This is a genomic window from Luteibacter sahnii (assembly GCF_034063545.1).
Taxonomy (GTDB): domain Bacteria; phylum Pseudomonadota; class Gammaproteobacteria; order Xanthomonadales; family Rhodanobacteraceae; genus Luteibacter; species Luteibacter sahnii.
Window position 1 is genome coordinate 351,975 of record NZ_JAQLOK010000002.1, and the last position, 23,929, is coordinate 375,903.

The window sequence follows — 23,929 nt, forward strand, 5'->3', positions numbered from 1 at the left end:
GCCGTTGAAGACGCCAGTGCCGCTACCAGAGCGCTGGCAGCGCCACATCAGCGCGTGCGGACTATGCTATCGCCATAGCCCGACGGACGGAAAAAGCTTCCAAATCAAGGAACCTCTCCCGAGCCAAAAATTCTGCACGGCGCATACCTCGCTGCCGGCGCTCATCGCTCGCTTGCGCGAGTGGGCCTCATTCGACCTGTGGAAGGATGCGGTCATCCGGGCCGATGTAGACTATGCGATGCGCACGGGCGACGACGCGTTCTTCCGTGCGTCGATGGACGGCCAGCCGCAATGGAGCGAACACGGCGAGTGCGGCAGTGGCTACACCGCGCATAAGCGCCACTGTGACGCTGAAGAACGCCACGGCAGGCGCTTCACGGACGACGAACTCGCGCAGGCAGCTGCGCTGCGTCGGCGGTTCGATGCCGCCGAATGGGGCGTCCAGCAACGATTGCGCTGGGACGAAGCGCACGCCGAACGCAGCGCCGCAGGCATTGAAGCGGCAATGACCCTGGGTGCCACCCCAGCCGTGACGCGGCGCAGGCTTTGAAAGACCGCCGGCGAGAGTAAGTGGCGCAGTAACGATTTGGGCTATGTGTAGCTGAGATGTCTGCATGACCAGCAACGGCGTTCTTCTGCTTTCGATTCTCGCTGTCGTGATGGCAGGACCGATCGTCCCCGATGCTCTCCAGCGCGATTTCCGCGACGGATCGACGGCGAAGCTTGGCCAAGTTCGCCTAGCGTGGGCCGAGGCGATGCTCTCCGAGCGAGCCGTGGTGGGTGCTGTTGAACGCCCACCGAGCCGGCACAGCGGGTCCGCTTGTAGATTCAAGCAGACCGAGGGCCGGCCGCGATAAACATCTTAGTCAGTCGCTTCCACCGCGATTATCAGGGCCGGGGGGCGGAAGCAATCTCGGGCGACCATGCCTGTCGCGCCTACGCCGTTGCGTGACCGCTGGACCCGCTGGAGGAGTCGGCTCGAAGACCGTGAAGACGGTGAAGTCGATTTCCTCAGGAACCACGAATTCGGCGCCTAGCTGCTCCGGTGCCTTGGGGCGTCGTTCGGGCAGCTCCTCAGGTTGAAGCGGGGGCCCTTCGGATTCTAACTCAGGGGAATGCTCAAGCAATCGTTGCTCCGACGCCCGAGCACCAAGCAGCGCGCCGGAGACCGTTGCTGAAAATGCATCGGTACGTCCAGCCTGGCCAGATGGCGGACCAAATCCCGGAAGAAACCGCCCTCTCTCATCCCTCGGGCGCGCAGCAGCCAATAGCCGTAGGTCCGCCAAGCGCTCTCGACGCTTCAGTTCCAAGCGCCAGCCTCGCTGCGTCCGAAGGTTGACGACCTTTCCGTGGCTCCGAAGCGCCGGCATGATGGCTTCCACCAGTGCTCGGTCGACGTCGAGCCAACCACGGCCCGTTGCGCGCGAGTCCGAGACGCCCGCCAACAAAAGGTTCGCGAAGCTGCGACACTGCACAGTCGCGAGATCGATGATGTTAGGCGATTTTGCGGATGATTTTGACTCGGTCGCGTGGGGCGTGACCAACTCGGACAACGGCACGGTAACCGCGCCGTCCGCCTGATCCCGATGTTGTGACGTCGGGGGATCGCGCAGATAGGCGACGTAATGGATCCACGAGAGATCCGCAAAGGTTGGCGCAACCCACCGGCGCTCGAGAATAGCCCGATTCTCCAGACCCACAATCATGCGCCGCGCGTCCTTCGTGCGCCCAAGCCACTCCGCGACCCTGGCCTGAAACTTGTCCCGGGCCTTCCGTGCCTCACTACCCCATAGTTTCCCGGTCAAATATCCGACGCCCTCCGCCAACTGCTGGACGGTCGCATCGAAGCTCACAGAGACGTCGCCTGGGACCGTTGGGCCGTTCGCGCGATAGCGTGCAAATACCTCGGCGAGCCCAAGCTCTGATTCTCCAGGCAGCTGAGCGAGCGATTGGACTCGGAGAATGTCCCTGCCCGTGCGTGAAAGCTGCAACATTTGCGCCGACCGCCACAACGCTTTGGGCTGACGTCGTGCGTGCGGGCGGCGATGTACGTCCAGCCGCGCCTCGCCTTGCTCAAACAGCACTCGGCCCGCAAACGTCAAAGCGCTGCGCCGTGTCCGCTTCTGGTTCCCGTTCTGCGGCTGTGGGGGCTCGACACGCTTGGCCTGGAACATGGCGAGGCGCCCGCGGTTGGGCGATGTCCACACAACAACGGAAAAGTCTGCGCCGTTCCCGGAGTCCGTGCCCCAATGCGTGTCTTGTTCGGATGCCACATAGTCAGACCAGTCCAGCACTGACCGCCCCACACTGGCCAAATTGGTACATGACGCCGACTTTACGACGACGCAGAACAGCGCGTCAAATCACGTAGAATCCGAACTTTAGTCAGCGCAGCCACGACGCCAGACCACCTATCGACCACGACGTTAGAAGCGATCATGCCGTTGGATGCTCAACGGCGCGCAACGGCCGCTGCGCCAACGACTACAGTGTTGCATCCTCCTCGGACAGCCCTTCATCCGGATGAGCGACAGCAGGCATCGAAATCCAACCCGGGGGCGGCCCGCCTGCCAAACTCACTGCAGTTACGATTCGCGTTGCACGCTCGTTCGTATAGCGCATCTGAAGCAGCTCTGCCTGCGCCATCACGGCCGTGATGCATTCGGACAAGTGCTGGGTGCGCTCGAGCACCGCGACTGTGATGTCGACGGACAGATCGGCGAACCACTCATTCACTGCCCCACGGACGAGCGCGGCATCAATGATCGCCACATCCGAATAGAACTTGTCTGCGAAGGTGGCGATCCTTTCCCCGGCCTTGACTTCGTTTGAACACCAAGCTGTGAAGGAATCGCCGAAATCAACCGGCCCCGACCACTCCGTCCCTAGAAACACTGCGATACCCGCAAAAACGCTGGCAGGCAAATTCCTGGAGACCCCACTTCGGATGAAGGACTGCCCGTAACCGTCAAAAAACTTGGACAATTTCACCGGATCAGGCGCGTCTGGAGCTAAGAACTCTTTCAAGACCGCGACCGCCAGAATCGTGCCGCCCGTGCCCGCGAGCACGTGGATGGTATGTTCGGTTACTCGCGGCCAATCAATGGCCACGTTGGACGCGAGTATTCCATTGATCGCATCAACCACGTTAATGCGAAGCCGCTCCCCCTGAATCAGCTTCAGAAGACTGTTTTCGAGTTCCAAAGCTTGCTCGTAGGACAACACGGCCAATGCCTCAAGCGGCACATCTTTGTGCGCCAAGAGCCTCAGAAGCACATCCGACTCCACCTCCTTACTGAGTTTGATGCACAACGCAGGCTGCCTTTCTTTTTTCAGGAGCGCTTCATTGCCTCTCAAAAGTGCCGCCGCCGCTTCCATGCCCTCATCAATACCACCATTCCGGCCACCCGAACGCGAAAGCGCATTATGCAAGAAGCTACACAAGAACAGCTCCGCGACGTCATGGAAGCCCTCCTTCGCCTCCAGCTGACGCAACAGGGTAACCCCCTTGACTGCGTCTTCCTCAGTGAGCCAATCAACAATTTGCGCCTTATGCAATGCCTTCGGCAACGCCATCCAAACGGCTTCGTAGCGACTCGGCTCGTCATCCTCTGCCATCAATGCCGCGGCGTTGAGCAGCAGGTGTAGCGCGACCGGCCCATGTTCTCCGCCTGTGCGATGACTCACGATCACGCGCTGAAGAATGGCGACAAAATCAGGCTGACGAGACAACTGAGCCCATCGTTCGACCTTCCCGTCCTCGAGACATTTGCGAACTTCGCCATCGTTGATCACAAAAACGTTGGCGTCGGGCCTGATGCCGTGATACATGGCAAAGTACGCCACTTCCCATTTCGGGTCGATATCCGAGACAGCAGGCTCTCGCGTCAATATCTTCTCGGGTGTGGCGACCAAATCGGCTTCATCGAATACGTAGCCGGCAATAGTCGGAAGTTTGATGAATGCCCCCCACTGCATGTAAAGCGCGCCAATGCGGTTGACGATCCCATTCAGTTGTCGTGGAGTGATGCGATCATGAGCCAAGCGCAACTGTTCGTCGGCCAAGCCAACAACCTGCTGCAAGCTCACCGGGTCAACGTCGCGCAGCAACAATTCGCGAAGCTGATCCTTGAAGTACTTTCGCCACGATGACAGCCTCGGCTTTGGCATCTTCACGATCAAATCAAAAGATTTCTCCATCTGCGCCAGAGCGCGCGTGGGATCACCCTCCTCGTCCTGCGGCGCCTTAGTCAGCGCATGGGTGTCGAGAGGGGCAATCACGGTAACCGGCGGGCCGACAGCATCCGCCTCGTCCCGGCCAGTTGGGCGCCCCGTCCCCAAGCATATGCTCCGGAGCACCGGCCACATCGCTCTCGCATCCTCGCTGGCGAGCCTATCCATATTGTCGACAACGACGATTAGCCGATTTGACTTCAGCCGCTTTATTCGACGCCAGCGCGTTCGCGCAAACGATTCGCCATCGAGGATGGCTCGGGCGATCTCGGTGAAGAGAATCTGAAAATCCAACGTGGTCGGAGACGGGTCTCTGATCACGCGTTTTTTTGAGCGTGATGACTTCCGGTTCAGCAACACATTATTGATCTCGGATATCGATAGATCTGTGCGCCGCCGTGGTGCGGCAAAACCAAGCAGGCCCCTGAGCTTCCCGAAGCCAAACATGATCCAGGCTGCGACATATACAACCAACGCTGCCGCGGGCCCTCCCAAAATCAAGCACACGGCAACCGACGTCACCGACTCGGGGGTTCTCGGGAGCCACTCCCAAAAGCTCGTATTCGGCAAGCTCGCATTGATTTGGTCCGCGATTGCCTGGGACCGAAGCAGCGCGGTCACGCCAAAAGGGCCGATGCAGAGCCCCAACAACAAAAGAAAGAGCGGCAACGAGGACACCGGCGTGTCCGTGGTGTCGGTGACCTCTAAGCGACCCGTGAGGCGATCCATCGCATCGGCCCACTTTGGAAGCAGTGTGGCTCCCGCGGGCACTTGACTCGCAAGAAGCACTTCCAGAAACGATCGCCGTTGCGCATCGCTCTGATGCATCCACGCGTCGTAGGTGAACATGGTGGCGGCAGGCGGTGTGGCTTCGCGACGGGATATCCAACGCATGAATCGAACTAAACGATCCTTGACCTGGGTCAATCCATCTTCGCGACGAGCGTCCCCGTGCCTGGCACCACCTGGGACTGTCGTGCCGTGCACAGCGGCCACATCGGGGTCAGGAGACGCGACGGGTTCCGACGCGCCCGCGAGGCCATCGGGCCTGTGTTGGTCCGCGGGAAGCGTGTCGGACGGATCGAATGACGTTTTCTTGGGTGCACCAACGCCATCCCCAAACGCGAAGGTGCCGATCGCTGCGGTCGATCGACCACCCGTTTCGCCACGGGCTTCTGCATTCAGTGACTCACCCAGATAGCGGATCACGAGCGATTTTCCGCTCCCCCACGCCCCCAACAGTGCGATCGATCGAATCGTCGGGTTCGTTTGGATGGCGCGGGCCAAGAACGCGGCGGTTCGCCGATGCGTGTCCAAGGCATCTTCTGCTCGCTGGTCGTCCACAATGAAACGGACCGGCTTAAATGCATCTTCCATCGTATTGTCCATGCGCCCCCCTAATGTCCTGGCTCATGCCTTGCGGACCCACTTCGGCATCGTAGCTGATCGCGGGTGCCGCATCGGTCAGCATGCCGCACCTTTTCTCTGGTTCGCGACCGGCGCTTCAAGAGCGCTACGGCCTCCCTTCATATCGGTCTCACCGCACGCTCCTGCCCTGCCTTCGCTTGCGGCTGAGGGAGGCCGACCGCTACATGCGTGCCAGAGCACCGACAAATGGAACCTCTGAACCTGCACCGGACCCCGCCCCACTAGCCAACCTCCACATGTCGCGCCACGCCCTGCGAGGTCACGACTGGCACGATGACGGCCGCCCCGGCGCCCCTCACCCGCGCGCGATACTCGGGCGTGCCGGGCAGCACGACGATCCCCTGGTGCGCCACCGCAACGACCAACACGCCAGCCCTTCGGGGGGATTGAACCAGGGCCCAAGCCCAGCCGTTCGGTGCCACGGGTGCAGCCGAGGCATGGGAGAGATGGCGTGCGAAGAATTGCCGAATCTGCACAGCACCTCACCGGTGCGCGTTACCCACGCCCGGTGGTCCAAATCGCCTCACAGCGCGGCTCGGCCACGCGGAACGTGCCGCCAAGCACCTCTGCCGCAGGATCGTAGGACACGGTAGGCTACGAGCACATCAACACACCGCACCAAGGACGGCGTGATGGCCATGCACAGTCCAGAGCGCGCCCAGGCTTATTCGGTCGCGCGTCACCAGCACGCCGCTTGGCAGCTCCTTGCGGCCCGGCGCGGCCCGCTCATTCTTGCTTGCCTTCAAACGCTCTTCGAGGAGCGTCAGGACGGCGTGGATGTCGACGATGCCGAGCACGCCTTGAGCGACCTGCTCACCGAACACGCCGGACGGTCCGAATTCGACATCGATGGGGACACCTCGGCGCTCGCACGCAAAGAGCTGAGGGACTGGATTCGCCGAGGGCTTATCACCGAGCGCGAGGGGCGCATCCATGCGACCGACGCCCTGGAAGCGGCACTGCGGTTTGTGGGTCAGCTGGAAAGTCGGGTCATGACCTCCACGGCCTCACGACTGGCAGTGGTCCAGCGCGAAGTGGAACGCTTGGAAGCCCGACTCAACCCGGACCCTCGAAGCCGTGCGGTGCATTTGCGCGCACAAATCCTGCGTCTGGAGTCCGAGCTGCGCGAGGCCGAGGCCGGGCGCGTGGAGGTCGCCGACGCACAGGAGGCAGCCGAAGGCGTCCGGGAGCTGTTCGCGCTGGCCACCGGGTTGCGCGCGGACTTTCGTCGCGTCGAGGATTCCTGGCGAGACGCCGACCTCCGCCTGCGTCATGCCATCGTCGACGAGGGGCAGCATCGGGGCGCCATCGTCGACACCCTACTCAACGGCCACGACACACTGCTCGAGACGGCCGAAGGTCGGGTGTTCCAAGCGTTTTATCACCAACTCCAGCAGGAGGTGGAGTTGGATGCGATGAAGCGACGGCTTCGCGCCATCCTCCAACACCCCTCCGCTCAAGCCGCGCTGACGCCCGCACAACGGACCGACTTGCGCTGGTTGGTCATGCGGCTCGTCAAGGAGTCTGCCTCGGTCATTCGCACGCGATCGCGCAGCGAACGCGACGTGCGAAGCTTCCTGCGCACCAGTTTGGCCGCCGAGCACCACCGCGTCGGGCAACTCTTGAACGAAGTATTCCAGTGGGCCCAACGCGTGGATTGGGACTCACAGGCCGTGCGTCGCGCATCCGCGCCGCTGCCGCCCATCGCTGTCCCGTGCGGGTCCTTGCCGCTCATCGAGCGTTTGCGCGTCAAAGCGCTGGATCAACAAACGATGCGTGACCTTGACTTGCAGCGGCAAGCCGGCGACATCAACCACATTGACGACGAATTCTGGGCATCGCTCGACGGGCTGGATCGCGAGGCCTTGGTCCAAGACACGCTCGCGGCGATCCGGTCGAGCGACACGCCGCTGAGCCTGCCCCAATTGGCCGAACGCGTGCCCCCGACGCACGACCTCGAGACTTTGGCGGTATGGCTGGGCATGGCACGGGAAGGAGACACCCCGCTGGGCGCCACCCGTGAATCGCTGGACCTGACGACCCGAGACGGCAAGGCGCTGCGCTTCGAGGTGCCGGAACTCGCGTTTAACCCCATCACCTACGCCCGATTCGACTGGGAACCTTGAGATGACGCTGCCAATGGAAGATGCCCCCGCGTCCGATGCCACCATGGACACCCCCGTCGCATTGCCCACCGAGCCGGAGGCGCCGCATGGCACCGTCCACGCTGGGATGCGTGCAGCGTTGCTGGAATTGATGAAGTATGGCCTGCTCGAGGCAGCCAGCAAGCCCAATCTTTACCGAGCCGCCCTCACCCACACGGCGGAGCTGAGCGGCGTCCTGCAATGGATGGATTTGGCGGTGCGGGTCGACGACATCCGAGGCCTGGTGTTCTTGGTGGTGGCCACCACTGACGCCGAAGAGACCGACGACTGGTCCCACCCCTTGGTGCGCCGGCAACGCTTGACGCTGGAGCAATCCTTGCTCGTGGCGCTGCTGCGCCAAGCCTTTGTGGCGCACGAAATCGAGGCAGGCATCGGTGCCGCCGACGCGCGCGTGACCCTGGACGACTTGGTGCCGCATTTGCAGGCGTATCTGGGCCACCTGGGCAGTGACGCCAAGGAGAAAAAACGCTTACTGACCCTCCTTGAGCAACTGAAAGGTCACGGCGTGGTCTCCGATGTGGACCAGCATGAGCGCGTCACGATTCGCCCCATCATCGTGCACTTGGCCAACCCCGACAGCCTCGCCGGGCTCATTCGCACCCTCAAGGCACTGGCCGAATCGGCCCCAAGCGCTGCGCCCTCGCTCATCGGCACTGACGTATGACCTTTTCCGACATGAATGCAGGCACCTATGTCCTGACGCATCTTGACCTTTACGACTGGGGAGCCTTCGACGGGCGACACAGCGCCCCCATCGACCCGGCCGGCACCGCCATCATCGGCCCCACAGGCAGCGGCAAGACCACGGTGGTCGATGCCCTGATGACCCTCCTGGTGGCGATGCCCCGCTATAACCTCGCATCGACGGGGGGGCATGAGAGCGATCGCGATTTGGTCTCCTATGTCCGAGGGGTGTCCGGCGCTGGCAACGGCAGCGAGGCGAATGAGCACGTGGCGCGGCAGGGCCCTGTCATCACCGCCATCGCGGCCCGCTTCAGCAACGGCACAGCCGTGGTGCGCGTCGGGGGTCTGTTCTGGTTCGACAGCGCCAGCTCGGCCCTGAATGACCTCAAGCGACGGTGGTTCTTCTGCCTCGACGATCGCCCCGCCATGGACGACTGGCTCGAAGCGGTCCGCGAAGGTGGCACGCGGGCGCTGAAGGATTTGGAGCGCGCGCACGCCGGCTTGCGCATCTACGACGCCAAGCAAAGCTACTTGGCTCGGTTGCGCAACCACTTCGAGGTCGGTGATAACGCGTTCGCGTTGCTCAATCGAGCGGCCGGTCTCAAACAGCTCGACAGCATCGATGAGGTGTTTCGTGAGCTGGTCCTTGACGATCGGTCGGCGTTTGAGAACGCGCGCGCGGTCGCGGCCGAATTCGACACCCTCGCCGACATCCGGGATGCACTGGAGACGGCGCGCAAGCAACGCGATACGCTGTTGCCCATCGCCAAGGGCTGGCTGGACGTCGAAGAGGTGGTCCTGCGCATCGACGAGCACGAACGACTGCAAGCCGTCGTGCCCGCGTTTTACGGCGGCCGCGCCATCGAGCTGTGGCTGGCCCAGGCTGGGCGCGACCGGGCGCTCCACCTGGCGCGCGCCGAAACGCTTGCGGAGGTCCGAAGCCGCCTCAAAAGCGCTGAGGCGATGGAGGGGACGCTTCAGACCGCCTACTGGCAACTGGGTGGACAGCACATCGGAGCCCTCGAGGAACGCATCGCCACGCAAGGACACCTGCTCGCCCGATGCCAGCGCATGGCTGCCGACTATCGGGCGTGGACCGGCGCGCTCGGCCTCGGCGAGGCGCTCACCGCCGCGGCCGTGGCCGAGAATCAAGCCACCGCGGTGCGTCGGCGCGTAGAGGAGGCGGGCCATCTGCTTGAGCAGCGACGTACGGCATGGGAGCTGGGCGCGAAGCAGCAGGCGCTCAAGAACAACAGCGACCGTTTGGCCCAAGCCCTGTCGGACGCCGAGGCCCTTCCCCATTCCAACATCCCGCCGGACTATCAAAACTTCCGCCGCCAGCTTTCCGACCACTTGGGCGTGCCCGCCGACCAGCTGCCGTTCGTGGCAGAGCTGGTCGAGGTGCATGCCCAAGAGTCGCGCTGGCGCGGAGCCATCGAGCGCGCCATCGGTGGGCAGCGCCTGCGCTTGTTGATCGCGCCAGACCAAGTGGGCCCCGCGCTCGCCTGGATCAACGGGCGCGATAACCAGTTGCATGTGCGTGTGCGGGCGGCGCACCGCCCGGCCGACCCGGCGCGATTCTTCGACGACGGCTTCACCCGCAAGCTCAACTTCAAGGCGCATCCGCACCGCGAAGCGCTCAAGCACCTCTTGGCCGACATCGACCGTCACTGTGTCGACAGCGTCGACGCCTTGCGGCGCACGCCACACGCCATGACCGCCGAAGGCTTGATGTCGAGCCGCGAGGGCTATTTCGATAAGCAAGATCAGCGAGGCCTCGATCGCGACTGGATGACCGGTTTTGACAACCGCGACCAGTTGGCTCGTCTCGCCGCCGAGGTCGCTGACGCACGATCGCTTCATAAGGCCAGTCAAGATGCTGCTCACCGCGCACAAGACCTGGCCGACGCCACCCAGCGCGGGCTCGACCTGCTCGCGCGCGTCGAGCAAGTGGTGTTCGAAGACATTGATGCGCTGGGCGCGGACGCGGAGCTGGTGCGTCTGAAAGAGCAATGGACGGCGCTGACCGCGCCAGCGTCCGACGCGGCCCAGGCCAAACAGCGCTGGGACGATGCAAGGATGGCCACCGAAGCGCTGCGACGCGAAGAGCGGGACGTGGAAATCCAGTCCGATCGTCTGGAGCAAGCCATCAAGAAAGCCGACAGCGCCGTGCATCGCGTGCGCCAACGGATTGGCGAGGCGCTGGACCCCGAGCGCCACGCGTGGGCCGCTGAGAAGCTGCAGCTGCCGTCCGTTGAGGACCCGGCCGTGCTCGATGGCGTCGAGCGCGCCGAGCGCGAGCGCATTGACGGCGACATCCGGCGCATGACCACCCGGCGCCACACGCTCGAACAAGAGGTCGTGCGCAACATGCTCAAGGCCAAAGCGGCCGACACCGGTGCGCTGAGTGAAGCCGGCACGCAACTCCAAGATGTGCCAGCCTATCGCGAGCGCCTGCGCGTCTTGGAACAAGAGGCGCTCCCGGAAAAGCTCCAGCGCTTCTTGCACTACCTCAACCATTCGTCCGATCAAGGTGTGACCCAGCTGCTGAGCGAGATCGAAGCGGAAGTGTCGGCCATCGAAGAGCGCCTGACCGAGCTGAATGCCACGCTCGAACGCGTCGATTTTCAACCCGGCCGATACCTTCGCTTAGAGCCCCAACGGGTCGAGCATCAAAGTTTGCGCGCCTTGCGAGACGCTTTGAAAACCTTGCGTTCGGCGCAAATGAACGACGATGCGGGCGAAAGCCACTACCGCGCGTTGACCGCTGTGGTGGCGCTGCTGCGCGATGCCGTCGAGCGACGCAAAAACGTCGGGGCATTGGCGCTGCTCGATCCCCGCTATCGCCTGCAATTTGCCGTTTGGGTCAAGGATCGCGCCACGGGGAAAGTCATCGAAAAGCGCACGGGATCGCAGGGCGGCAGCGGCGGCGAGAAAGAAATCATCGCAAGCTATGTGCTGACCGCCTCCCTGAGTTATGCCCTGTGCCCACCGGAGCGAACGCGCCCGCTGTTTGGCACGGTGGTGCTCGACGAAGCCTTTTCCAAGAGTTCCCACGCCGTGGCCGCGCGCATCATTCGCGCGCTGACCGAGTTCGGGCTCCACCCGCTCTTTGTCACCCCCAACAAGGAGCTGCGCTTGCTGCGCGATCACACGCGGTCGGCCATCGTGGTCCATCGCAAGGGGGCGCAAGCGACCCTCACTGCGCTCAGTTGGAGCGACTTGGAAACCCATGCGCGCCAACGCGCAGCCCGCCGAACGGAGGTTGACCTTGAAACTGCCCGCTGAATGGGCCGCTGCGCTCGCCAAGCAATGGGAACGCGCCGACAAGCGCGTCCAGTGGCTTCTGGAAGCTGACGCGTGGCCCGCGAACTTGCCGATCGGTCGCCCCTCGGCCCACGCATTCACCCATCAAACGGGCCAAGTGCGCGCGCAGCTTGCCGCGTGGCGCCAGGTCACCGTGGGACAGGTGATGTGGGAGGACACCCGCTTTCGCAGCGGCGACGAGCCTGTGTCTGTGCCAACGCATTGGATCCTGCGGTCGGCCACGGACGCCGCGTTGGCCACAGGAGATGCAGCCGTCCAGGCCGAAGTGGCGCGGCTGCAACTGTTGTGTGCGCGCGTCGATCGCACCTATTGGTCGGTGCTCGTTCGACAGCGTGCCTTGTGGCGCGATCGCGACGATGATGAGGTGGTCCGCGCCACCCATGTGGCATCGGCGCTCACGCCTGGCATGGCCGAGGGCCGACCGTTGCGGGCGCTTGCCGTCGCGGGCGTCGACACCAAGTTCTTGGAGCGCCACCGTGGCCTCATCGTCGCCTTGCTCGATGTGCGATTTGAAGGACTGGCCTCGCGACAGGGCTTGGAGGCGTTCTTGGGCGCTGCGGACGAGGCCAATCATTGGCTGTTAGTAGTGCCCCTAAGCGCCAACCTGCTGTCCTTTGCGCAGCAGCGGGTTCGGACGTATGAATTGGCGGTGTCGCCGTTACCGGCGTCCCGCGTGCTCCTGATCGAGAACGAGAGCAGCCTCCACCAAGTGCCTCCACTGCCCGATACGATCGCGGTGCTGGGCTCAGGCCTCAATCTGTCCTGGACGTCGACCCCGTGGTTGCACGAATGCGAGATCGGCTACTGGGGCGACATGGACACCTGGGGCCTCCAGATGCTGGCTCATGTGCGGTGCCTCCAACCGCACACCGAAGCGCTGCTGATGTCCCGCGACGTGTTCGACGCGCACCAAGGCCAATCGGCCGTGCCCGAGCCCGTCGCCGCGGCCATGGAAGCGCCCGATGGGCTGACCGTCGAGGAAGCAAGGTTCTATGATCATCTGCGCCGATCCGATCGAGGGCGCCTAGAGCAAGAGCGGCTGCCCGACGCCGTCGTGCACCAAGCGTTGCATGCCTGGTGCAGCCTTGGATCGTAATCAAGTGACGCGCATGCCAGGGCTGGGATCCGGGCGGGTCCGCCGTTGCGATCAACCCGACGGATCGCTGAGCGCGGCTCGCAGGCGGATCGCCGATTGGATGGCATCGGCGTGGGCCTGCGCTTGCTCGGCGAGGGCCGCAAGCGCGTGAGCGTACAGCGCCGCCCACGCCGACTGATCGTCCGGCGCACGCCAGGGCCGTCTCAAGACTTCATCGAGTCGCTCCACCACCACGCCGTCTGCGCCGGTCGAGGGGTCGATCGCGATGGCCTCGACGGTGAGCGCGTGGCCGACCGTGTGCCCGTTGACGTCCAGAATCCATACGTGCGGCCGGAACAGGGTCTCGAGCGTGTCGAACTTCAACACCCTCCCGATCACGATCATGCGATCGAGGGCCGTGAGCGCCGCCCGGTGCTGCTTCGCTTCGGCGGTGGCATGGAGGACCGCCATCGCCTGGTCCGCCCGCGCGCGCGCCTCCGCGCGGCGCTTGAGCAGCGCCGCCTTTGCTTCAGCCTTCGTCCGTTTGACCTCGTTCACCGCCACTGCGCTTGCTCCGATATTTCGGCACATCAAGCAACGGGTCGTTGCGCTCATCCATCCGAGGGCGGGCGACGTCCCCTGGATCGCGCAGGATATTCCAAACGGCGGGGCTCGTGGCAATGAGCGCCTCTTCGACCTTGGCCATGGCCATGCACAAGTCCGGCCATTCGCCTTGGGCGTACCGCTGGGTCACGTCCGCCATCGCCGTGTCGTTGCCGCGCGTGGCGTGATGGCGCAGCAACTGGCTGACCATATGCCCCGACAACAGCTTGGCCGCGAATCGACCCAAGGTGCGGCGAAAATCGTGCATGGTCAGCCCCACCTCGGTCAGTCCCGCATCGGCTTTGATCGTGGCCAGAATCGATTTGCTGTCCAAGTAATGGCCTTCGACCGCCTTGGGGCTGCGTGCGGGAAAGACCCAGCGCTGGGTCTGCGCGAGCCGCCACTCGGCCCGGTCGACCACGGCGTCGGCCTTGGCGCGCAGGACGATGTCGCGCGTGCGCGCCCGCATCTGCTTGGCGGCCTCGCGCCCGGCCGCGATCGCGCCCGCCAACGCTTGCTCGCTCTGGGCGCGCGCCTCGACCCGCCAACGGAGTACGCGCTCAGCAAAATAGGCCACCGGCAAAAGCTGGGCCTCGCCGGCTTTGGTGTCGTGCAAGAACACCTGCGACCCCCGAAGCCCCGTCGTCGGATTCTTGGCGTCGGCCGACCGGGCCATCCAGACCCACGATGCCAGCCCGTCGCGCTCTTCTGCAGAACAGCTGTCATACCAGCACAACCGCGCTGATTCACTGCGGCGCGTGCCCCACAGCAAGGTCAGCAGGATGTAGTCGATGGCCGTGGCATTCTGACCTTGCTGCATGTCGCGGCGCTCGATGAGCGATTTGAGCACGGTCGGCAACGATTGCTGCCCGGTCGCAGCGTCGTCCACGCCAAGCGGATTGCGCACCCGGGCGGCATCGTAATGCTTGCGCAATTCTCGCGTGGACCGATGCAGGCCTTCGTCGGCCAGGACCTGGAACGGGTTGTAGATCAAAACGGGCGGGCGCATGGCGCTGTCGGCGGCCTTGCGCTCAAGCTTGATGGCCCGGTCCACGGCGCGCGACGCGTCGCTGAGGGTGTGCTCGGCGGCGGCCATGCCGGCGGCGTAGGCGAGTTCCACGTTCTTGCCCGTCAGACGCAGCTTGGACACCAGCGCGGCACGATCGAGCCGCCACCACTCGCCCGCCGCTTCGAGTTTCAGTTTGACCTCCGCCGGCAATCGGGTGGACCGCAGCATCGCTGAGTGCCGCACCCGATGCCACGCAGCCTTCAACGCTTCGTCCGTCAACGCCGCAATCGGCGAATCGGCCAACCCCACCTCTTCGCGCGACAACCGCGCCAGCGAATCCTGAGCCCCTTTCACGCCAGCAGGCTTGGTCTTCCCGCGGCCTTGCTGCTCCTCCAAGAACCGGATGTAGCCCCGCAGCGCTTGGCCCACGGTCAACCCGCGGGCCTCTTGGACCGCTTCGGCGGTGCGCAGGGCCTGGCGGGGATCCTCGCCCGTCGACCGGATGAACGAGCGCTTCGCCGCTGCCAGCTCGTGCGCCTTGACCAGGGACAGCTCCTGCACCGAGCCCAAGGACAAACGCACGGCCTTTTTGCCCACGCGGGAGCGCACTTCGTAGAACGCGCCGCGGGGCCCGACATAGAACCCAAAGCCCGCCGGCGCCCCTTGCGACCCATCGGAAATCCGGTAGGGTCTGGGATCCGGATTCGGTTCAAGGACGGTCTTGCCCTCGGCATTCAGGGCCGGGCGCTGCTCCATGGTCAATGCGCGCAGTTGCGCTTGCGACAGGCGATACTTGGCGACTTTGGCGCTGGGCATAGGTCCATCCGGTGTGTCCATGATCTAGCGATCTTGGCACACCACCGACGCCATGGACACATCCACAGAAGCCAACAGGTCTTCATGGACGCCGCATGGACTCCCATGGCGGCGTCGGACTCTCACGAAATTGGTCATCCGTCACGCTCATGTCGCACCCAGAATCGCACCAAGCCATTGATCCAACTGCAATGAACGCCACTGCCGCAAAGCCCGCTGAACACACTCCTTTCATGCGCCAGTACCTCACGGCGAAGGCGGAGCATCCGGATATCCTGCTGTTTTTCCGGATGGGCGATTTCTACGAGCTGTTCTACGACGACGCCCGCAAGGCGGCGCGGCTGCTCGATATCACCCTGACCCAGCGCGGCCAGTCGGCCGGTGCGCCGATTCCCATGGCGGGCGTGCCCTACCACTCGGTGGAGGGCTATCTCGCTCGCCTGGTAAAACTGGGCGAGTCGGTCGCGCTGTGCGAGCAGATCGGCGATCCAGCGACCTCCAAGGGGCCAGTGAAACGTGAGGTGGTGCGCATCGTCACCCCGGGGACGGTGACCGATGCGGCGCTGATGGAGGAGCGTCGCGACAACCTCCTGCTGTCGATCGCCGCGGGGCCGAAGGGGTACGGGCTGGCCTGGGTCGATCTCTCCACCGGTCGCTTCCTGCTCACCGAGGTGGCCTCCGCCGAGGGGCTGGCGGCGGAACTCGCCCGATTGCAGCCGGCCGAGACGCTCGTGGGCGAAGACGTCGCATGGCCGAAGCTGGTGAGCGCCCTGCCGGGCCTGCGCAAACGCCAGCCGTGGCATTTCGACGGCGACGCGGCCACGCGTGAATTGTGCCGGTTCTTCAGGACCCGCGACCTGCGGGGATTTGGCGTGGATGGTCTGCCGCTGGCCATCGCCGCCGCCGGGTGTCTCCTCGGCTACGTCGAAGAAACCCAAAAGAGCGCCCTGCCCCATCTCACGGGCATGGCGGTGGAAAGCGCCAGCGAGACGATCGCGATGGATGCGGCCACCCGGCGCAACCTGGAAATCGATTCGCACGCGAGCGGCAACGTCGACAACACGCTGCTGGGCGTGCTCGACGAAACGGTGACGCCGATGGGCGCGCGCCTGCTCCGCCGCTGGCTTAACCGCCCGCTGCGCGACCGCACGACGCTGCGTGGCCGCCACCAGGCCATCGGCAGCCTCATCGATCATCGCCGCCACGGCAACCTGCGCGAGCGCCTGCGCGGCGTGGGCGACCTCGAGCGCATCCTCGCCCGGGTCGCGCTGCGCTCGGCCCGCCCGCGCGACCTCTCCACGCTGCGCGACGGCCTCGCCGCGGCGCCCGCGCTGCGCGAAGAAATCGCAGGCCTGGACAGTCCGCTGCTACACGCGCTGGTCGAGCGCATCGGCGACCATGCCGACACCGCGGCCCTGCTCGCGCGCGCGATCGTGGCGCAACCGCCCGTGCTGCTTCGCGACGGTGGCGTGCTCGCCGAAGGCTACGATGACGAGCTCGACGAGCTTCGCCGCCTCTCGACCAACGCCGACCAGTTTCTGGTCGACATGGAAGAACGCGAAAAAGCCGCTACGGGCATCTCGACGCTCAAGGTCGGCTACAACCGCGTCCACGGGTACTACATCGAAATCACCCGTGCGCAGGCGGAGAAGGCACCGACGCATTACACGCGCCGACAGACCACGAAGAACGCCGAGCGCTACATCACTGACGAACTCAAGCAGTTCGAAGACAAGGTACTCTCGGCCAAAGAGCGCTCGCTGATGCGCGAGCGGGCGCTCTACGAGCTGCTGCTCGACAACCTGATCGAACGGCTGCCCGAACTGAAGACGGCGGCGTCGGCGATGGCCGAGCTCGACGTGCTCGCCGACCTGGCCGAGCGCGCCGAAACGCTGGATTGGGCGATGCCCGACCTGACCGATGCGCCGGGTATCCGGATCGAACGCGGCCGACATCCGGTCGTGGAAAAGGTGCGCGACGAGCCGTTCGAGCCGAACGACCTCGTACTCGACCGCGGACGTCGCATGCTGGTGATCACCGGCCCGAACATGGGCGGCAAATCCACGTACATGCGCCAGAACGCGCTCATCGTGCTGCTCGCTCACGTGGGCAGCTACGTGCCCGCATCGACCGCCTGCATCGGACCGATCGATCGCATCTTCACCCGCATCGGCGCGGGCGACGACCTCTCACGGGGCCAGTCGACCTTCATGGTGGAAATGAGCGAAACGGCGAACATCCTGCACAACGCCACCGATTGCAGTCTCGTACTCATGGACGAGGTCGGTCGCGGCACCAGCACCTATGACGGCCTCTCGCTCGCCCGCGCCGCCGCGGTGCACCTGGCATCGGTGAGCTGCGCGTTCACCCTGTTCGCCACGCACTACTTCGAGCTGACCGAGCTGGCCGGCGAATTCCGCACCATCGCCAACGTGCACCTCGACGCGGTGGAGTACGGCGAGCAACTGGTGTTCATGCACACGGTGAAGGACGGACCCGCCAACCGCAGCTTCGGACTGCAGGTAGCGGCCCTCGCGGGCCTGCCGAAGACGGTGATCGCCGACGCCCGCCACTACCTCGCCGCGCTCGAACAGGGCCACGAGGTGACCGCCGCCGTCGCGGCGCCTCCCACGCCGGCGCCGCAGATGGGCTTGTTTGCGCCTCCGCTGCCGTCGCCGGTGGAGGAGGCCCTGCGCGCCATCGATCCAGACGACCTGAGCCCGCGCGCCGCGCTGGAGCAGATCTACAAACTTCGCAAGATGCTGCGCTGACACATTGATCCACTCTATCGGAACGATCTGAACAATCGAATTCCCTGGCGGGATGTCGCTGCCTATAGTGGCCCCCGTTCCAGGCTCTTTGCGTGTTCAGGTTTCACGGGGCCTCCCGACTCTCCATCTTCGGGTCCCGTGGCGTCCCCTACCCCCGTCCCGCGTCAGCAGCCCGGGCCGGGGATTGGGGGGCGGTTTTTCCGACGCGCCGATGGCGTCAGAGCGTTTTTTTCAGATCCTGGATCAGACGGCGGGAACGCTTGTCGGGGCGCGCATCCGGCCGTAGCAACGCACCGCCGGTGAGCCGGCGATCCTCGCGTTGCCGTTCGCGCTCGGCGAGGCTTTCGTCGGTTTCCGTGTAGAGCTTGCGGGCCTCGGGCGCTGGACCGCGCTTCTCCGAGAGCGCCTGCACGGTGCAGACGAGCCGCTCCTCGCCGCGGGTGACCCGCACGGTGTCGCCCACATGCAGGGTCTTCGCCGGCTTGCAGGCGGCGCCATTGATGTCGATCTTGCCGCCATCGATCGCCTGCTTGGCAAGGCTTCGGGTCTTGAAGAAGCGTGCGGCCCAGAGCCACACGTCGGCGCGGACGCCGGCGGTCGTTGCGTGTTCGGTCATCACGGAGTGGTGCGGGCGAGGTCGCTGAAATCCAAGACTCAGCCCAGCCACGCATTGCCCAGCGGCACGGTGACGAGCGACAGCAGGATGCCGGCGCTTAGTACGGTGTTGGCGAGATCGGGCTCCAACCCGTGCTGGTCGGCGAGAATCGCGGCAGAAATCATCGGCGCCATCGCCGCCTGCAGCACGGCCACCACGAGCACGAGTCCGCCGACACCCGCGAAGACACCGAAGCCGAACACGGCGAGCGGCGCCAGCAGGAGCTTCCAGCCCAACCCCGCCAGCAGGGGCCCGGCGTGTTCACGGCGCAGCGCGAGGCGGAACTGCAGGCCTACCGAGAACAGCGCCAGCGGCGTAAGGGTCTGGCCGATCTGCATCAACAGCCTATCCACCGCCTCCGGCCACCCACCGGTGACGCCGACGAGCATGCCCAGCAGCAAGGCGAGAAACGCAGGAAAGCGGAGGACCCGGCCCACCACCACGCCGACCTGGGTACCCTTGCCCGAATAGATCGACGCAACCACGATGCCGCCCGCCGCGAGTAACGGGAAACAGCCCATCTGGTCGGCGATCACGGCGATGGAGAGACCGTCCTTGCCATGCAGGGCTTCAATCATGGGATAGCCCATGAACGAGGTGTTTCCTAAGCCGCAGGCGAGGGTGAGGCAACCCACGCGCTGGCGCGACCAGCCCCACAGGCGCCCCAGCATCGCGAACACGAACCAGGCGCCGAAGAAGGTGACGTACATCCCCGCGACCGGTAGCCACAGGTGCGCGTCGAGGGCCACGCGGGGGACGAGGGCCAGCACCAGGGCGGGCAAGGCCACGTTGAGCACCCACCAGTTGAGGCCCGGCACGATGCCGTCGGGAAGGCGCGCGAAGCGGCGACAGAGGATACCGAGGGCCAGGCAGGCGAACAGGGTGAGCAAGGCGGACATGGGGGGACGATAGCAAAGGGCTCGTCATGCCAGCGGCACGCCCGCCCTTCGAAAACGCGTCGCAGGAGCGGGTCCCGCCCGCGAATCCTCAGGCGCCGGCGGCAGCCGGCATCGGGCGAACGATACGGTGGGCCCGCTCCTGAACGGAGCGGGCCCTGCGCGTCAGCCGAGCAGCACCCGGTTCATGCGCTGCACGAACGCCGCGGGGTCGGCCAGCTGCGCGCCGGCCGTGATTTCGGCCTGCTCAAGCAGCAATCCGGCAAGGTCGCCGGCCTTCACATCGTCGCTTTCGTTGGACAGGCGCTTGACCAGCGGATGGGCCGGGTTGATCTCCAGCACCGGCTTCGAGTCGGGAACCTCCTGGCCAGCCTCACGCAGCAGGCGAGCCAGGTGCGGGGCCATCTCGAAATCCGCCAGCGCCAGGCACGACGGCGAGTCCGTGAGGCGGGCCGACACGCGCACGTCGCTCACCCGCTCGCCGAGGAGGGTCTTGGCCCGCTCCAGCAACGGTGCCGCTTCGGCGCTGGCCGCTTCCTGCTTTGCCTTGTCGGCCTCGTCGAGCGGGAACTCGCCCTTGGCGACGTTGCGCAGCCGCTTGCCGTCGTACTCGTTGAGATAACCCAGCATCCATTCGTCGACGCGATCGAACATGAGCAGCACTTCGATGCCCTTGGCCTTCAGCGCCTCGAGCTGCGGGCTGCCCGCGGCGGCCGCGTAACTGTCGGCGGTGACGTACCAGATCGCGTCCTGTCCGACCGCCATGCGGCCCATGTAGTCGTCGAACGACACCGTCTTCTGCGCGCCCTCGCCCTTGGTGGAGGCAAAGCGCAGCAGCTTGGCGATGCGTTCCCTGTTGGACGCGTCTTCGACGATGCCTTCCTTCAGCGTGTTGCCGAAGCTGTTGAGGAACGTTACGAACTTCTCCGGCTCGTCGCGCGAGAGCTTGTCGAGCAGATCGAGCACGCGCTTGACGCAGGCCGCCTTGATCTTTTCCAGCTGGCGGTTCTGCTGGAGGATTTCGCGGCTCACGTTCAAGGGCAGGTCGTCGGCATCGATCACGCCGCGGACAAAACGCAGGTAGTTCGGCAGCAACTCTTCGGCCGCGTCCATGATGAAGACGCGCTTGATGTAGAGCTTCAGGCCCTTGCGCTCGTCGCGTCCGCCCATCATCAGGTCGAACGGCGGCTGCTCGGGCACGTAGAGCAGCGTGGTGAAGCTCTGGCTACCTTCGACGCGGTTATGCGTCCAGGCGAGCGGGTCGTTGAAGTCGTGGCCGAGCGCCTTGTAGAAGTTCTTGTATTCGTCGTCGCTGATCTCGCTCTTGGACCGGGACCACAAGGCCGACGCCGAATTGATCGTTTCGAAGTCGGTCGGATCGGGCTTGCCGTCCTTCTCCTGCGGCATCCGGATCGGGAAGGCCACGTGGTCGGAATACTTGGTGACCAGCGATCGCAGTTGCCAGCGCTTCAGGAACTCGTCTTCGCCTTCTTTCAGGTGCAGCACGACGGTGGTGCCACGCTCGGTGACGTTCTGGTCTTCGAGCGAGTATTCGCCCTTGCCGTCGCTCTCCCAGCGCACGCCCGACCCGGTCGGCTGGCCCGCGCGACGGGTGATCACGGTGACCCGGTCGGCGACGACGAAGGCGGAGTAGAAGCCCACGCCGAACTGACCGATCAGGCGTGCGTCGGCCTTCTGTTCGCCCGACAGGGCTTCGAGGTAGCGGCGGGTGCCCGAGCTGGCGATGGTGCCGATGTTGGCCACCACGTCCTCACGGCTCATACCGATGCCGTTGTCGCGAACGCTGATGGTGCGCGCGTCGGGATCCCACGAGATCTGGATGCGCAGGTCCGCGTCGTCGGCGGTGAGGCTGGCGTCGGCCAGCGCTTCGAAACGCAGCTTGTCGCAGGCGTCGGAGGCGTTGGAGATCAGCTCGCGCAGGAAGATTTCCTTGTGCGAGTAGAGGGAATGGGTCACCAGGTGCAGGACCTGGGCGACCTCGGCTTCGAACTTACGGGTTTCCTGGCTCACGGTGCCGTTCCTTCAGATTGGGACAGGGAACGGGGATTATGGGGATGGGAGGCGGGCGGCAAAAGGGTGCGGATGGGGACGGGGGATGGGAAGTGGGGGCGCCGGGCCGGCGGTCGCCTGAGGGGGCCGGTTACCTTGTCAGGGCGATATCGCGTCGTGTCGCTCGAGGTCCCTCAGGCCCACGGGTCAGGGCCCCGCTTCTCCATCCCCTGAAGAACTTACCCGCGCTGAAGGGCCGCGATCCGCTCCTCGATCGGCGGGTGGCTCATGAACAGACGCTTGAAGCCCGAGGCGAGTTGGCCGGAAATCCCGAAGGCCTGGATGGTCTGCGGAAGGGTGGTATCGCCGTGGTTGCCCGACAGGCGCTGGAGGGCCGAAATCATCGAGCCCCGGCCGGCCAGGCTAGCGCCCGCGGCGTCGGCGCGGAATTCCCGCCAACGGGAGAACCACATGACGATCATCGAGGCGAACAGGCCGAAGACGATCTGCAGGATCATCACCGTGACGAAGTAACCGATGCCACCCTCGCCCTCCCGGTCGCGGCCGCCGCTGAGCCAGCTGTCGACCACGCGGCCGACGACGCGGGCCAGCACGATCACCAGCGTGTTGAGCACGCCCTGGATGAGGGTAAGGGTGACCATGTCGCCGTTGGCGACGTGGCCGATCTCGTGGCCGAGCACCGCCGAGACCTGTTCGCGATCCATCTGCTGGAGCAGGCCGGTGCTCACCGCCACGAGGGCGCTGTTGCGGGTCATGCCGGTGGCGAAGGCGTTCATCTCGGGGGCGTCGTAGACGGCCACCTCGGGCATGCCGATGCCCGCTTTCTCGGCGTGGCGGCGCACGGTGTCCACCAGCCAGCGTTCGGCCTCGTTGGCGGGCTGCCCGATGACCCTGGCGCCCGTGGACATCTTGGCCATCCACTTGGACAAGGCCAGGGAGATGAAGGCGCCGCCCATGCCGAAGACGGAGGCGAAAACGATCAGGCCGCCCAGGCCCATGCCGCGCTGCGCCGCCCACTGGTCGATGCCCAGGAGGTGGCAGACCGCGGAAAGCAGGAAGATGACCGCGAGGTTGGTGGCGACGAACAAAGCGATGCGTTTGAACATGGTGTTTTCTCTCACGGCGGCAGTCGATGGGGCGCCGCCCACGGCAAGTGTTCGGGGCAGAGGCTGAACGATTCAATGCCTGCCATGCCCGCGCCATGTCGAGGGCCGCTGCGGCGCGGGCGTGGCGGCGGCGGTCTGACCTACACTCTCCGCCTCGCCTCGCCACCATTCTGAGAAACATCTCACCATAGGTCCGGTCGTCGTCCATGCACTATCGCGGTCGTTTCGCTCCCTCGCCCACCGGCGCCCTCCACTTCGGCTCCCTGGTGACGGCGGTGGCCAGTTGGCTGATGGCCCGCCACGCGGGCGGCGAGTGGCTGGTGCGCATGGAAGACATCGATCCACCGCGGGAGGTGGCGGGGTCGGCACGGGACATCCTGCGCACCCTGGACGCGTTCGGCCTGGAGGCCGACGAGCGCGTGCTTTACCAGTCCCGGCGTGAGGCCGCCTACGCCGCCGCATTCGATCAACTACGTAACGCGGGCCAGGTGTTTCCCTGCTGGTGCAGCCGTGCCGACCTCGCGCCCGACGGCGGCATGCATCGCGACGGGCGCTGTGTGGCGTCGCCCGACCCGTCACGTCCCCCGGCCTGGCGCCTGCACGCCCCCGACACGGTCATCCGCTGGATCGACGATGTCCGGGGTCCGCAGGAAGAGAACCTGCGCCAGGTCGCCGGCGATTTCGTCATCCGCCGCGTCGAGGGGTTGTGGGCCTACCAGTTGGCCTGCGTGGTGGACGACGCCGCGCAAGGTGTCACCCACGTGGTGCGCGGCGCGGACCTGCTGGAGTCGACCGCCCGGCAGATCCACCTCCAACGCCTGCTGCACCTGCCTTCGCCCGGTTACCTGCATCTGCCACTGGTCCGCGACGCCGAGGGCCGCAAGCTCTCCAAATCGAGCGCCGCCCTCCCGGTGGACCGTTCGGATCCCCTGCCCGCCCTGCGCAGGGCGCTGGACTGGCTGGGAGTGTCGGTGCGCGTGGCGCCGGACACGCCCTGGGCATTACTGGAGGCGGCGCGGGATGCCTTCGATCCTGCGGCGCTTCGCCGCAGTAGTCTTGGGCGGGAAGCGGCGCTATAACACCCGATTGCCCGCCTCGCGGGCTCCACCGAACACGGATAAGGCTTGGGA

At 65.2% G+C, this 23,929-nt stretch carries 15 protein-coding genes; 7 read left to right on the plus strand and 8 right to left on the minus strand.

Annotated features, from left to right (window positions below; all coding sequences use genetic code 11):
- The first annotated feature begins 4 nt into the window (after positions 1-4).
- Positions 5-550 (plus strand): hypothetical protein, encoded by a 546-nt coding sequence (locus tag PI246_RS06965; RefSeq protein ID WP_320550567.1) that lies wholly within the window; start codon positions 5-7, stop codon positions 548-550.
- Between the two features lie 316 nt (positions 551-866).
- Here the strand turns inward: PI246_RS06965 and PI246_RS06970 are convergent, their stop codons facing one another.
- Together PI246_RS06970 and PI246_RS06975 are read right to left on the minus strand one after the other, a co-directional pair.
- A complete protein-coding gene (locus tag PI246_RS06970) occupies positions 867-2,174 on the minus strand; it encodes a hypothetical protein (RefSeq protein WP_320550568.1) in 1,308 nt (435 codons plus the stop codon).
- A 310-nt stretch (positions 2,175-2,484) separates the two neighbouring features.
- Positions 2,485-5,622 (minus strand): P-loop NTPase fold protein, encoded by a 3,138-nt coding sequence (locus PI246_RS06975; protein ID WP_320550569.1) that lies wholly within the window; start codon positions 5,620-5,622, stop codon positions 2,485-2,487.
- A gap of 671 nt (positions 5,623-6,293) precedes the next feature.
- Here PI246_RS06975 and PI246_RS06980 point away from each other — a divergent pair.
- Genes PI246_RS06980 through PI246_RS06995 form a run of 4 tightly spaced genes read left to right on the plus strand, consistent with a single transcriptional unit; the run spans position 6,294 to position 12,933 of the window.
- Positions 6,294-7,787 (plus strand): DUF3375 domain-containing protein, encoded by a 1,494-nt coding sequence (locus PI246_RS06980; RefSeq protein ID WP_320550570.1) that lies wholly within the window; start codon positions 6,294-6,296, stop codon positions 7,785-7,787.
- Between the two features lies 1 nt (position 7,788).
- On the plus strand, positions 7,789-8,490 hold the full coding sequence (locus tag PI246_RS06985) for a DUF4194 domain-containing protein (protein WP_320550571.1): 702 nt from the start codon (positions 7,789-7,791) through the stop codon (positions 8,488-8,490).
- A complete protein-coding gene (locus PI246_RS06990) occupies positions 8,487-11,798 on the plus strand; it encodes an ATP-binding protein (protein ID WP_320550572.1) in 3,312 nt (1,103 codons plus the stop codon). The genes PI246_RS06985 and PI246_RS06990 overlap by 4 nt, the downstream gene beginning before the upstream one ends.
- Positions 11,782-12,933 (plus strand): Wadjet anti-phage system protein JetD domain-containing protein, encoded by a 1,152-nt coding sequence (locus tag PI246_RS06995; protein ID WP_320550573.1) that lies wholly within the window; start codon positions 11,782-11,784, stop codon positions 12,931-12,933. The genes PI246_RS06990 and PI246_RS06995 overlap by 17 nt, the downstream gene beginning before the upstream one ends.
- 51 nt (positions 12,934-12,984) lie before the next feature.
- On the opposite strand, the gene PI246_RS07000 is transcribed toward PI246_RS06995, so the two are convergent.
- On the minus strand, positions 12,985-13,470 hold the full coding sequence (locus PI246_RS07000) for a hypothetical protein (protein WP_320550574.1): 486 nt from the start codon (positions 13,468-13,470) through the stop codon (positions 12,985-12,987).
- The gene (locus PI246_RS07005) at positions 13,442-15,340 is read right to left on the minus strand and encodes an integrase (RefSeq protein WP_320550575.1); all 1,899 of its coding nucleotides are present in this window, start codon (positions 15,338-15,340) and stop codon (positions 13,442-13,444) included. The genes PI246_RS07000 and PI246_RS07005 overlap by 29 nt, the downstream gene beginning before the upstream one ends.
- A gap of 191 nt (positions 15,341-15,531) precedes the next feature.
- Between PI246_RS07005 and mutS the strand changes: the two genes are divergently transcribed.
- Positions 15,532-18,111, plus strand: a complete 2,580-nt coding sequence (gene mutS / locus PI246_RS07010; protein WP_407069789.1) for a DNA mismatch repair protein MutS — start codon at positions 15,532-15,534, stop codon at positions 18,109-18,111.
- A gap of 217 nt (positions 18,112-18,328) precedes the next feature.
- On the opposite strand, the gene PI246_RS07015 is transcribed toward mutS, so the two are convergent.
- The 4 genes from PI246_RS07015 to htpX form a co-directional block, all read right to left on the minus strand.
- Positions 18,329-18,727: an RNA-binding S4 domain-containing protein gene (locus PI246_RS07015; protein ID WP_320551204.1), complete on the minus strand. Its 399-nt coding sequence runs from the start codon at positions 18,725-18,727 to the stop codon at positions 18,329-18,331.
- Positions 18,728-18,765: 38 nt separating this feature from the next.
- Complete coding sequence (locus PI246_RS07020; protein ID WP_320550577.1) at positions 18,766-19,665, minus strand: AEC family transporter; 900 nt, start codon at positions 19,663-19,665, stop codon at positions 18,766-18,768.
- 162 nt (positions 19,666-19,827) lie between these two features.
- Positions 19,828-21,693, minus strand: a complete 1,866-nt coding sequence (htpG, locus tag PI246_RS07025; protein WP_320550578.1) for a molecular chaperone HtpG — start codon at positions 21,691-21,693, stop codon at positions 19,828-19,830.
- A gap of 218 nt (positions 21,694-21,911) precedes the next feature.
- A complete protein-coding gene (htpX, locus tag PI246_RS07030) occupies positions 21,912-22,799 on the minus strand; it encodes a protease HtpX (protein ID WP_320550579.1) in 888 nt (295 codons plus the stop codon).
- 206 nt (positions 22,800-23,005) lie between these two features.
- On the opposite strand from htpX, the gene gluQRS reads away from it, so the two are divergent.
- The gene (gene gluQRS, locus PI246_RS07035; protein WP_320550580.1) at positions 23,006-23,878 is read left to right on the plus strand and encodes a tRNA glutamyl-Q(34) synthetase GluQRS; all 873 of its coding nucleotides are present in this window, start codon (positions 23,006-23,008) and stop codon (positions 23,876-23,878) included.
- Positions 23,879-23,929: the final 51 nt, after the last annotated feature.